Source organism: Paraburkholderia sp. IMGN_8 (assembly GCF_038050405.1).
Lineage (GTDB): Bacteria > Pseudomonadota > Gammaproteobacteria > Burkholderiales > Burkholderiaceae > Paraburkholderia.
Window position 1 is genome coordinate 37,916 of record NZ_CP150900.1, and the last position, 12,674, is coordinate 50,589.

Annotated in this window: 8 protein-coding genes; 7 read left to right on the forward strand and 1 reads right to left on the reverse strand. The window is 61.9% G+C overall.

Features of this window, described 5'->3' with window-relative positions; translation table 11 throughout:
• The first annotated feature begins 107 nt into the window (after positions 1-107).
• The 4 genes from atpG to WN982_RS00195 all read left to right on the forward strand — a co-directional run bounded on the left by atpG (position 108) and on the right by WN982_RS00195 (position 5,156).
• Positions 108-992: a F0F1 ATP synthase subunit gamma gene (gene atpG, locus WN982_RS00180; protein WP_028198437.1), complete on the forward strand. Its 885-nt coding sequence runs from the start codon at positions 108-110 to the stop codon at positions 990-992.
• Between the two features lie 115 nt (positions 993-1,107).
• On the forward strand, positions 1,108-2,502 hold the full coding sequence (gene atpD / locus WN982_RS00185; protein WP_341313861.1) for a F0F1 ATP synthase subunit beta: 1,395 nt from the start codon (positions 1,108-1,110) through the stop codon (positions 2,500-2,502).
• Positions 2,503-2,705: 203 nt separating this feature from the next.
• Positions 2,706-3,131 carry a F0F1 ATP synthase subunit epsilon gene (locus WN982_RS00190; protein ID WP_341313862.1) on the forward strand — a complete coding sequence of 142 codons (426 nt, stop codon included), beginning with the start codon at positions 2,706-2,708 and terminating at the stop codon, positions 3,129-3,131.
• 294 nt (positions 3,132-3,425) lie between these two features.
• Positions 3,426-5,156: an AMP-binding protein gene (locus WN982_RS00195; RefSeq protein WP_341313863.1), complete on the forward strand. Its 1,731-nt coding sequence runs from the start codon at positions 3,426-3,428 to the stop codon at positions 5,154-5,156.
• Positions 5,157-6,002: 846 nt separating this feature from the next.
• On the opposite strand, the gene WN982_RS00200 is transcribed toward WN982_RS00195, so the two are convergent.
• Entirely contained in the window at positions 6,003-6,800 is a 798-nt protein-coding gene (locus WN982_RS00200) for a transporter substrate-binding domain-containing protein (protein WP_341313864.1), read from the reverse strand.
• A 217-nt stretch (positions 6,801-7,017) separates the two neighbouring features.
• Between WN982_RS00200 and hemE the strand changes: the two genes are divergently transcribed.
• The 3 genes from hemE to WN982_RS00215 all read left to right on the forward strand — a co-directional run bounded on the left by hemE (position 7,018) and on the right by WN982_RS00215 (position 12,420).
• Entirely contained in the window at positions 7,018-8,118 is a 1,101-nt protein-coding gene (gene hemE, locus WN982_RS00205) for a uroporphyrinogen decarboxylase (RefSeq protein WP_341313865.1), read from the forward strand.
• 464 nt (positions 8,119-8,582) lie between these two features.
• Positions 8,583-10,829: a primosomal protein N' gene (locus tag WN982_RS00210; RefSeq protein ID WP_341313866.1), complete on the forward strand. Its 2,247-nt coding sequence runs from the start codon at positions 8,583-8,585 to the stop codon at positions 10,827-10,829.
• Between the two features lie 169 nt (positions 10,830-10,998).
• Positions 10,999-12,420 (forward strand): putative sulfate exporter family transporter, encoded by a 1,422-nt coding sequence (locus WN982_RS00215; protein WP_341313867.1) that lies wholly within the window; start codon positions 10,999-11,001, stop codon positions 12,418-12,420.
• Positions 12,421-12,674: the final 254 nt, after the last annotated feature.

The following is a 12,674-nucleotide window of genomic DNA, read 5'->3' on the forward strand; positions in this document are numbered from 1 at the left end:
TTGAAGCGGCGCGGGCCGCAGGCAACTGAACCCGCGCTGCTTCGATCGCTTTGCATGGGACCCGAGTAACCGCTAAAGCGCTAACTCGGGCCGACAAGGAGCAAGCAATGGCTGGAATGAAGGAAATTCGCGGCAAGATCAAGAGCGTGCAAAACACGCGCAAGATCACGAAAGCGATGGAGATGGTGGCCGCATCGAAGATGCGCCGCGCTCAGGAGCGCATGCGCGCTGCTCGCCCGTATGCCGACAAGGTCCGCGATATCGCTGCACACATGAGCCGTGCGAACCCGGAGTATCGTCACCCGTTCATGGTGTCGAACGAAGGCGCGAAAACGGCGGGCATCATCCTTGTCACGACCGATAAAGGTCTGTGCGGCGGTATGAACACGAACGTGCTGCGTGCGTCGTTGCAGAAGTTCAAGGAACTGGAAGGCCAGGGCAAGACGATCGAAGCAACTGCGATCGGCACCAAGGGCCTGGGTTTCCTGAACCGTCTGCGCGCCAAGGTGGTGTCGAATGTCGTGCATCTGGGCGACACGCCGCATCTGGAAAAACTGATCGGCGCGGTGAAGGTGCAGCTCGACCTGTACTCGGAAGGCAAGGTTTCGGCGGTGTACCTGGCGTACACGCGCTTCGTCAACACGATGAAGCAGGAGCCGGTGATCGAGCAACTGCTGCCGCTGTCGGCAGAGCAGTTCGAGCGCAAGGAAGAAGACGGCACGACGCCGAGCACGCAGTGGGACTACATCTACGAGCCGGATGCGCAGGCAGTGGTGGACGAGCTGCTGGTGCGTTATGTTGAAGCGCTGGTCTATCAGGCCGTCGCGGAAAACATGGCATCGGAGCAGTCGGCACGGATGGTCGCAATGAAGGCCGCTTCGGACAACGCGAAGACGGTCATCAACGAACTGCAGCTCGTGTACAACAAGAGCCGTCAGGCCGCGATCACGAAAGAACTGTCGGAAATCGTCGGTGGCGCGGCGGCTGTCTGACCTTGACGGTCAAGCATGCCGCTCCGTGTGCGCACTCGTGGCGCACCCGTCTAGGCGGCCCCATCGAAACTGCGCCTTTGCGCGAGTGAAGAATTGAGTATCTAAAGGAAAAGCGATGAGTACTACTGCTTTGGTAGAAGGCAAGATCGTACAGTGCATCGGCGCGGTGATCGACGTGGAATTTCCGCGTGAATCCATGCCGAAGATTTACGACGCGCTCATTCTCGAAGGTTCGGAACTGACCCTCGAAGTCCAGCAACAGCTGGGCGACGGCGTCGTCCGTACCATCTGTCTGGGTGCATCGGACGGCCTGCGCCGCGGTACGACGGTGAAGAACACCGGTAAGCCGATCAGCGTGCCGGTCGGCAAGCCGACCCTCGGCCGCATCATGGACGTGCTGGGTCGCCCGATCGACGAAGCCGGCCCGATCAGCTCGGACGTGGTTCGCGGTATTCACCAGAAGGCTCCGGCGTTCGACGAACTGTCGCCGTCGACCGAACTGCTCGAAACCGGCATCAAGGTTATCGATCTGATCTGCCCGTTCGCCAAGGGCGGTAAGGTGGGTCTGTTCGGTGGCGCCGGTGTGGGCAAGACCGTGAACATGATGGAACTGATCAACAACATCGCTAAGGAACACGGTGGTTACTCCGTGTTCGCCGGTGTTGGCGAGCGTACCCGCGAAGGGAACGACTTCTATCACGAAATGAAGGACTCGAACGTTCTCGACAAGGTCGCGCTGGTGTACGGCCAGATGAACGAGCCGCCGGGCAACCGTCTGCGCGTCGCGCTGACCGGTCTGACGATGGCTGAGCACTTCCGTGACGAAGGCCTCGACGTGCTGTTCTTCGTCGACAACATCTACCGTTTCACGCTGGCAGGCACGGAAGTGTCGGCACTGCTCGGCCGTATGCCGTCGGCAGTGGGCTATCAGCCGACGCTGGCTGAAGAAATGGGTAAGCTGCAAGAGCGTATTACGTCGACCAAGACTGGCTCGATCACGTCGGTGCAGGCCGTGTACGTCCCTGCGGATGACTTGACCGACCCGTCGCCGGCTACGACCTTCGGCCACCTGGACGCAACGGTTGTGTTGTCGCGTGACATCGCTTCGCTGGGTATCTACCCGGCAGTCGACCCGCTCGATTCGACCTCGCGTCAGATCGACCCGAACGTGATCGGCGAAGAGCATTACTCGATCACGCGCGGCGTGCAGCAAACGCTGCAGCGCTACAAGGAATTGCGCGACATTATCGCGATTCTGGGTATGGACGAACTGGCGCCGGAAGACAAGCTCGCCGTGGCGCGCGCTCGTAAGATCCAGCGTTTCCTGTCGCAGCCGTTCCACGTCGCTGAAGTGTTCACGGGCTCGCCGGGCAAGTACGTGCCGCTAAAAGAAACGATCCGTGGCTTCAAGATGATCGTTGAAGGCGAGTGCGACCACCTGCCGGAACAAGCGTTCTACATGGTCGGCACGATCGACGAAGCCTTCGAAAAGGCCAAGAAGATCCAGTAAAGGTCGGGTGTAACGAAGCGGGCGCCGGCCTCGCGCGTATCGATACCTAACGGTGTCGGAACGCAAAGCCGGCGCCTCTTACTACGCTCAACCCAGCCTTGCATGGGACGAGGGCGCGCTGCGTGGGACCGGAGTAAGTGCTGAAGCACTCACTCCGGTCGACATAAGCGCTAAGGCGCTAACACTCGTCGACAGGAGTCGATATGGCAACCATTAAAGTAGACGTCGTCAGCGCGGAAGAGCAGATCTTCTCGGGCCAGGCGAAGTTCGTCGCGCTGCCGGGCGAAGCAGGTGAACTCGGCATTCTGCCGGGCCACACGCCGCTCATCACGCGGATTCGTCCGGGTGCGGTGCGCATCGAAGTTGAAAACGGCGAAGAAGAGTTTGTGTTCGTCGCCGGCGGCATTCTTGAAGTCCAACCCGGTGCAGTGACGGTTCTGGCCGACACCGCTATCCGCGGCAAGGATCTCGACGAAGCCAAGGCCGAAGATGCGCGCAAGCGTGCGGAAGAAGCGCTGCAAAACACGGGTTCGAACCTCGAATACGCAACCGCGCAAGCGGAACTGGCGTATGCGACGGCTCAGCTCGCTGCGATCCAGCGGCTGCGCAGGCTGCGCGGTCAGAAATAAGCAACACGTATCAGAAAGAAAGCAGCCTTCGTGGCTGCTTTTTTTGACTTCTACTTGACGTTTACGGAAAGGTCAGCAAAATCGTATCTTCGGATAAGCGCGGTCCATCCATGCGCTGCGGGTAAGACTTGATGCCTCACGGACATACGCCGGTGGCACAATCGATTTCAAATTGATTTCTCAAGAAAACGCCGGGCCGCCCCCAGTTTTCCTGACCCCCTCGGGGGCCTGGCGCGAAGCGACAGGTTTTGGGGGCACTCAATAGAGCGAGCTTCCGCTCACGGAGACAACACCATGGCAACGCAAGTGTCAGGCGAAGGAGCATTCATCAAGCCGAAGGACGGTCTTTCGTACGTCCGCGGTTCGACCGACATTCCCTTGAGCGAAGCAACGGTCGGCCAGTTTCTGCGCGACACCGCGCAGCGTTTTCCTGATCGTCCGGCTGTGGTGTTTCGCGAGCAGCGCATTCGCTGGTCGTGGAAGGAATTCGCGGAAGAGGTCGACGTGCTGGCGGCCGGGCTGCTCGCGCTCGGCATCGAAAAAGGCGATCGGGTGGGGATCTGGTCGCCGAACCGGGTGGAGTGGCTGCTCACGCAGTTCGCCACTGCGCGCATTGGCGCCGTGCTGGTCAACATCAATCCGGCTTACCGGCTCGCGGAACTCGAATACGCGTTGAACAAAGTCGGCTGCAAGGCGATCATCGCCGCAGAGCGGTTTAAAACGTCGATGTACCTCGAAATGCTGCAGGAACTCGCGCCGGAACTGGCCACTCAGGCGCCGGGCGACTTGCGCGCCGCACGCCTGCCTGATCTGCGCTACGTGATCCGCATGTGCGACACGGAAACGGCCGGCATGTTGACCTTCTCCGACGTGATCGAGCAAGGCCGCGCAACGCTCGACGTCACAAGGCTCGACGCCATCGGCGCCACGCTGTCGTGCCACGATCCGATCAACATCCAGTTCACCAGCGGCACAACCGGCAATCCGAAAGGCGCGACGCTGACACACAGCAACGTCGTCAACAATGCACGTTATATCGCGATGGCGATGCGCCTGTCCGAGCAGGACGCCTTGTGCATCCCTGTGCCGCTCTATCACTGCTTCGGCATGGTGCTGTCCGTGCTGGCGTGCGTATCGGTCGGCGCGAATATGGTGTTTCCGGGCGAGGGCTTCGACCCTGCCGCCACGTTGGCTGCCGTCGCCGAAGAACAATGCACCGCACTACACGGCGTGCCGACCATGTTCATCGCCGAGCTCGATCACCCCAATTTCGCCACCTACGACTTTTCGCATCTGCGCACGGGCATCATGGCCGGCTCACCGTGCCCAATCGAGACGATGAAGAAAGTCGTTTCGACGATGCATCTGAACGAAATCACAATCGCGTACGGCATGACGGAGACCAGCCCGGTGTCGTTCCAGAGTTCGACTACCGATCCGCTCGACAAGCGCACCACGACGGTCGGCCGCATCCAGCCTCATCTGGAAGTGAAAATCGTCGATCCACTTGGCCAAATCGTGCCAGTGGGCGAGACGGGCGAGTTGTGCACCCGAGGCTATTCGGTGATGCAAGGCTACTGGGGCGACGAGGCGAAGACGCGGGAAAGCATCGTCGACGGCTGGATGCACACCGGCGATCTGGCGATGCTCGACGCCGAAGGCTACTGCAACATCGTCGGCCGTCTGAAGGACATGCTGATTCGCGGCGGTGAGAACATCTATCCGCGCGAGATTGAGGAGTTTCTGTTCCGCCACCCGAAGATCCAGAGCGTGCAAGTGTTCGGCGTGCCCGATCCGAAGTACGGCGAGGAGGTGTGCGCGTGGATCGTCCTGCGTTCAGGCGAGCAGGCGACGGCTGAGGAGATCCAACAATTCTGCCAGGGTCAGATCGCCCACTACAAGGTGCCGAAATACATTCGCTTTGTCGACGAATTGCCGATGACGGTAACCGGCAAAGTGCAGAAGTTCATCATGCGCGAACGGATGATCGGTGAGTTGAAGGTGAAGGAAGACAAAACGGCATAACGCGCATGCGGGTTCGGCGCGGCGCAGATTCTTGCGCCGCGCCGGCCGACATTTGGGGGAAAACCGTTTGCCGCCCGAGCCGAAAATGGTCCTGAAAAAACACGCAAACGTTTGACCAGACGAAAAAAAAGCGGGCCTGGAGCCCGCTAAAAACCACACGCTACGGGGTTAGCGCGAGGAGACCAAAGGAGGAACCGACTGAGACGACGCCCCAGCGCCGACTACGGCCCCAGCAGGGATGCCCCTTCACAGGGCTTCGGCGTACGCCGACCGGCAAGTGCATCGTATCCGCTCACACCACGCACCCAGCCACATCCGTGTTGAAACCGTTGAGGGCATTGTGGGCGAATTAACCTACACGCGCGGTAACAAAGTGTTTCAGGTTGTAACGCCCGCCAGATAAGGCGTTGCGGGATTTATTGCCAATCGGAAACGTTTTAAACGTAAGTTTTACCGATGACAGACTCGCAATTTAATACGCCTGATTGATGCTATTCGCGACGCATATCGCGGGACAACCCGTTCAGTCGATTCCGCATGAAATGGTTGCATGTTCATCTTTTTCGCAAACGATTGCCTGTATTACAGGCCTTTGCTGAACCCATGCACCTCATCTTTCCCGGAGTGAGCGACCGTGCTGCAATGCGGCACGCATGAAGTGCGGACAGGGCGAAAAAACCGGCTGCCCCGATCGCAGCGACCGTTCGACTGCATTGTTCCGCTTTTGCTTACATCCGGCGATCCGGTTACACGATTGTGCTGGCGCAGTGGAATTATTTAAAAAAGGCTATATCCAACCAACTCGTCGAGCCGGGAGGAGTACAGGCAGCCTGCAAGCGACAAGCCTTACTTCAGCCATTTATCCGAGATTGCCTGGTACTCGCCGGTCGCACGCGCCAGGTGCAGCCACTGGTCCACATACTGCTGGAACGCGACATCGCCACGCGGCAGCAACCAGGCCTTCTCACCGTACTGGAACGGCTTGTCCGGATGCACGGAGCAAAGACCCGGATTCAGCTTTTGCTGCAATAACGTCTCCGACGCGTCCGTGACCATCACATCGGCCTTGCCGGCGAGGATCTGCTTGAAGATTGTCACGTTGTCCGGATAGACGGTGACGTTCGCGTGCGGAAAATACTGCCTCGCGAAGCGCTCGTTCGTGCCACCCGGATTGACGATCACGCGCGTGGCTGGCTGATCGATCTGCGCGACCGTTTGGTATTTGTTGACGTCATCGCATCGCACGATCGGCGTCTTGCCGTCGATCATGTATGCCTGTGTGAAGAACGCGCGCTTTTGCCGCTCGAGTGTCGGCGAAACGCCGCCCACACCGACGTCGCATTTTGCAACGAAGTCGTTCATCAAGTTCGGCCACGACGTTTTGACGAATTCCGCCTTCACGCCGAGCGACTTGGCGAGCGATTCGGTCATCTCTATATCGATGCCTTCGAACTGGCCGTCGGCTTTGTAGAACGAGTAGGGCTTGTAATCGCCGGTCGTGCAGGCGCGCAGCGTGCCGCGCGCGAGAATTTCGTCGAGTCGCGAAGGCGCCGCGGCGGTTGCGCTGGTCTGTGCGTGGGCCACGCCGCTTTGCATCAAAACACCGGCCAAAGCGCCGAGCAGTGCGAGTGCTGCCTTGTTCATCGATTCTCCTTGATTGCGCGTAATTGTTTGGTAAGGCCGTCGGATGATAGCCCGGCCAATTACGGTTGAACATTGGCCGTTCAGCCGAGTCATGGCGCGGCAGACGAGGCGTCAAAGCCAGCCAAACACAATGTGCGATGCAGTTATTGCCCGCATCAAGCGCGATGCGGTGACCCGGGTCCGGTAAAATACCCCTTTGCCTTCAGTCGCACGCAACGTGGCCCATAAACTCCTGAACGACACTTTCCTGCGCGCGCTGCTGCGCCAGCCGACCGACTACACGCCGATCTGGCTGATGCGACAGGCGGGCCGCTACTTGCCGGAATACAACGCCACGCGCGGTCGCGCGGGGAGTTTCCTCGGTCTGGCGAAGAACCCTGCCTACGCAACGGAAGTCACGCTGCAGCCGCTCGAGCGTTATCCGCTCGACGCCGCGATCCTGTTCTCGGACATCCTGACGGTGCCTGACGCGATGGGCCTCGGCCTCGAGTTCGTCACTGGCGAAGGCCCCCAATTCGCCCGCCCGGTCCGCACGGAAGACGATGTGGCGCGTCTCGCGGTGCCCGACATCGACGCCACGCTGCGCTACGTCACCGACGCGGTGCGCGAAATCCGCACCGCACTCACCGACGCCCAAGGCCGTCAGCGCGTGCCGCTGATCGGTTTTTCGGGTAGCCCGTGGACCTTGGCGTGCTACATGGTCGAAGGCGGCGGCTCGGCAGACTTCCGCATCGTCAAGTCGATGCTTTACGCGCGCCCGGACCTGATGCACCGCATTCTCGATGTCAATGCGAAGTCGGTTGCGGCGTATCTGAACGCGCAGATCGAAGCCGGTGCGCAAGCCGTGATGATTTTCGACACGTGGGGTGGGGCGCTGGCAGACGGTGTCTATCAACGCTTCTCGCTGCATTACATTCAGCAGGTCGTGAGCCAGTTGAAGCGCGATCACGACGGCGAGAAAGTGCCGGTGATCACCTTTACGAAGGGCGGCGGCCTGTGGCTCGACGAGATCGCCGATACCGGCGTCGATGCCGTCGGGCTCGACTGGACGGTGAATCTGAGCAAGGCGCGCGAGCGTGTGGGCGGCAAGGTGGCGCTACAAGGCAATATCGATCCGTCGGTGCTGTTCGCGCCGCCGGCTTCGATTCGCATGGAAGCGCGTGCTGTGCTCGATAGCTTCGGCAACCACCCGGGCCACGTTTTCAATCTCGGCCATGGCATCTCGCAATTTACGCCGCCGGAGCACGTCGCCGAACTGGTCGATGAAGTTCACCGCCATAGCCGCGCAATTCGCAGCGGTGCTCATGCACCAACGTGACGCTGTAACCGTTGCCAATTCTGCTGCAACGCAGCGAACTGGGCTCCCGGTCTAAGGGCAAAACAGCAGGCTGCGGGCCGCCAGATGGCGATCTTGCTGTTGTCAAGACTTGACTTATGCACATTCATCACGTTGCGGCGCGGTAGAAGCTTTCATCGTGCACCAGCCCTTGCACATTGCAGGCGCATTTGATCTAAGCCTTATCTGGCAAGGGTTTCACGACCTCACGACAAAATGTGCGGAATCCCACAGAAGGTAGCTGCGGCGCGGTTCTTGGCCCTTCAGAGCGAAGTTCTCAACAAAGTTATCCACAGGCACGCGGACCAATTGCAATTGTTCAGCCGAATCCAAAACTTAGCGCCGAAATTGAAGTTTTACTTTAACTTCGACGGGTTCGCTTTCTGCCCAATGCTCACTGCGGCGCGGCATCGTGCCGCATCAACTCACCACGCCCAGACCGCCGCGTGAGTGCCGTGTTCGTCCGCGTCGCGCTGGATCATCCGCTGCCGACCTTATTCGACTACCGTTGCGACACGCCCGAGGGCGTCGCGCTGGGCATGCTGGTGAGCGTGCCGTTCGGCAAGCGCCACGTGGTGGGCCTTGTTTGCGAAGTGACCGCTCACAGTGACGTTCCCGCCGAGCGCCTGCGCGCGGTCGACCATGTTTGCACCGCGTGCCCGCCGGTGTCGGCACAATGGCTGGCGCTGGCAGCCTTCGCGGCCGACTACTATCAGCGCGGCCTCGGGGAAGTGGCCCTGCCCGCGTTGCCGCAAGCCTTGCGCGACGCATCGCGCTGGACGCGTCTGTTCGCCCCGGAAGAGCGTTACCGGCTCACGTCCGAGGGCCGCGACGCGTTGCCGGATGCGTTGCCCGTCCGAGCCAGCGTCCTGAGAAAGCTTGCGCAGGCGCTCGCCGAGACCGACTTCCTGCTGGCAGCCGATGCCCGTGCGATCCACCCCAAAGCAATCGCGACCCTCGACGCCTGGCAGGCCGAAGGCTGGGTCGCGCTGGACGTCATCGAAGCTGCCGCGGCGCTTGCCGCGCCAATGTCGCCGGATGCGCCGGCGCCTACACTGCCCACGCTCACCAACGAGCAAACGGCCGCCGTCGAAGCGATCCGCGACGCCAACGGCTTTGCGCCGTTCCTGCTGCACGGCGTGACCGGCAGCGGCAAGACCGAGGTTTATCTGCGCGCGCTCGCCGAAATCCTCGCTGCGAAGCCCGATGCGCAGGCGCTTGTCCTCGTTCCTGAAATCAATTTGACGCCGCAGTTCGAAGCGGCCTTCCGGGCGCGCTTTGCCGCGCTGGAAGGCGCATCGATCGTCACGCTGCACAGCGGCCTCGCAGAAGGTGAACGCGCCCGCAACTGGTTCGCCGCGCACACCGGGCGCGCCCGCATCGTGCTCGGCACGCGGCTGGCGGTGCTGGCATCGCTGCCGAAGCTCGCCATCATCGTCGTCGATGAGGAACACGATCCGGCCTACAAGCAACAGGAAGGCCTGCGCTATTCGGCGCGCGACCTGGCGATCTACCGCGCCAAGCAACTTGGCTTGCCGGTGGTGCTCGGCTCGGCTACGCCGTCGCTGGAAAGCTGGTGGCAGGCCGATCAGGGGCGCTATACGCGTCTCACGTTGTCGCGCCGCGCCGTCGCTGAAGCCGTGCTGCCGAGCGTCAAACTGATCGATCTCGAAGAAGAGCGGCGGCGTGGGCGGGCATCGATGGAAGGGTTGTCGGGGCCGTTGATCGCCGCGCTGAAAAACCGGCTGGAGCGCAGCGAGCAAAGCCTCGTGTTTCTCAACCGCCGCGGCTACGCGCCGCAACTCGCCTGCGACGCCTGCGGCTGGGTCGCCGGTTGCCCGCGTTGCAGCGCTTACGTCGTCCTGCACAAACCCGAGCGCGCGCTGCGCTGTCACCACTGCGGCTGGGAATCGCGCATTCCGCGCTCGTGCCCGGATTGCGGCAACGTCGACATCGCACCGATGGGGCGCGGCACGCAACGCGTCGAAGAAACGCTGGCGAGCGCGGTGCCCGGCGCCCGTGTACTGCGTATCGACGCCGACAGCACGCGCCGCAAGGGCAGCGCGCAGGCGCTGTTCTCCGATGTGCACGCGGGCGAGGTCGACATTCTTGTCGGCACGCAGATGATCGCCAAGGGCCACGACTTTCAACGGGTGTCGCTGGTCGGCGTGCTCAACGCCGATACCGCTTTGTTTTCGCACGACTTTCGCGCGAGCGAGCGCCTCTTCGCGCAACTGATGCAGGTAAGCGGCCGCGCCGGCCGCGCCGGTTTGCCGGGTGAAGTGCTGGTGCAGACCCGCTATCCGCGCCACGCGCTTTATCACGCGCTGGCCCGGCACGACTACGTCGGCTTTGCCAATTCGACGCTGGCCGAGCGTCGCGACGCGCACTTGCCGCCGTTCGTCTATCAGGCGCTACTGCGCGCCGAAGGGCGCACGCTCGAAGCGGCGCTCGCTTTCTTGCAGCAGGCGGCTGCGGCGTTGACGGAGATTCCGGCGGCTGAACGCGTGAGCGTCTACGACGCCGTGCCGCTCACCATCGTCAAGGTGATGCACGTGCATCGCGCGCAGTTGCTGATCGAAAGCGCGTCGCGTGCGGCGCTGCAGGCGACCTTGCGTGCCTGGCAACCGATGCTGCGCAGCCTTAAGGGCGTGCTGCGCTGGAACCTCGAAGTCGACCCGCTCGACATCTAGCGCCAACGCGCACCTAACTTCGGCGTTACTCCTTTACGTCATATTCATAGAGCGAATGGTCGTTTCGTTTTACGACTTCGCTCGCCTATATTTCGCCGAATCGGCGCAAGTTTCACAACAATTCCAAAATCCGCGCGTCGATGCACCTCAACTTCCCCGGGGCATTGCGATGAGCGATACCAACCACACTCTTCCGACAGGCGCCGCGCCTGGCAGGCAGCAAAGCACGCGCGGCGGCGGTCTCTTTTCCACTGAAGACTGGTTGGCCGTTTGGGTCGGCCTGTTAGTCATCGTCGTTGCCTGGGCGCTGTTCGCGTCGGGCAGCAGCATCAAGTGGCTGGCGACTGCGCCGGCCAAATGGTCGAGCGTCGGCCAGGCCGCACAGGACTTCGGCAAACATCTGCCGAACTACGTCGCGCTGTTTATCGTGTTCTCGCTGCTGTTCGGCGTGAGCCTCGCCGCGCTGAAGCAGCGGGTCGGATCTTTTCTTGGCTCGTTCCTGATTCTGTTTATCGCGTCGGCGCTGATCTTCACGCTCGGCGCGTGGGTGAACGCCTCGAAGTACAACCTCGAGCCGCCGCTGGTGGCGCTGGCGCTCGGCCTGCTGATCTCGAACGTGTTCACGCTGCCCGAGTGGTTTTCGGCGGGTTTGCGTGTCGAGTTTTATATCAAGGTCGGCATCGTGCTGCTCGGCGCGACCTTGCCGTTCACGCTGCTGGTGTGGGCGGGCCCGGTCGCGGTCGGGCAAGCGACCATCGTGTCGCTCGTCACCTTTTTCGTGATTTTCTTCGCCGGCAAGGCGTTAGGCCTCGACCGTCGCTTTGCCGCCGTGCTGGGCGTGGGCGGCGCGGTGTGCGGCGTGTCGGCGGCGATTGCGATTGCCGGTGCGGTGCGGGCCAAACGTGAGCAGGCGTCGGTAGCGATCACTTTGGTGGTGCTGTGGGCGATCGTGATGATTTTCGTGCTGCCGTTCGCGTCGCGCTCGCTGGGACTATCGACGGCGGTTGCGGGCGCGTGGATCGGCACCTCCGAATTCGCCGATGCCGCCGGCATTGCCGCCGCGCAAGCCTATGGCGACTTCGCGAAACACGCCGGCGGCGCGATTGCCGGCGCACCGGAAGCGTCGTTGCAGGCGTTCACGCTGATGAAGGTGGTCGGCCGCGATATCTGGATCGGCATCTGGGCGTTCGTGCTGGCGATCGTCGCGACGACGCGCTGGGAGTCGCAGGACAGCGGCGTCCAGGCGAAGGCCAACGCCGGCGAGATCTGGGCGCGCTTTCCGAAATTCGTGATCGGCTTCGTGATCGCGTCGGCGCTGGTCACGTGGATCGCCAGCCACTATTCGCTGGCCGATTACCGCAAGGTCGTCACGCCGGAATTCGTCGCGCCGATTACCGCGCTGCGCACCTGGGCGTTCACGTTCTGTTTCCTGAGCATTGGGCTGACCACGCGCCTGCGCTCGCTGACGGCCACCGGCCTGAAGCCGTTCCTCGCCTTCACGGCGGGCGTGGCGGTCAATATCGCCATCGGCTACGTGCTGTCCGCGCACGTGTTCGCACCGTACTGGAATAGCTTGGGGCAGGGCTCGTGATGAGCGCGGCCGAGCGCGTTGCCGGCACCGCGGACGCACGCGATGAAACGTGCGGGCCGTGCTGCGCAAGCTGCCGATACCGCGCCGACGATCGACATTCACTTGAGCAAAGCATTCCGGGCCTCGCCGTGTTAGGTTCCGGGTTTGGTGCGAGCGTGGCGGGCAGCCGGCTATGCCGTCTGCATGACCAGCTCGTTTCTCCCGACGACGCGTGCGCGCAGTTCGAGCCGATTCCGCGGCACTGACGCGCGCGC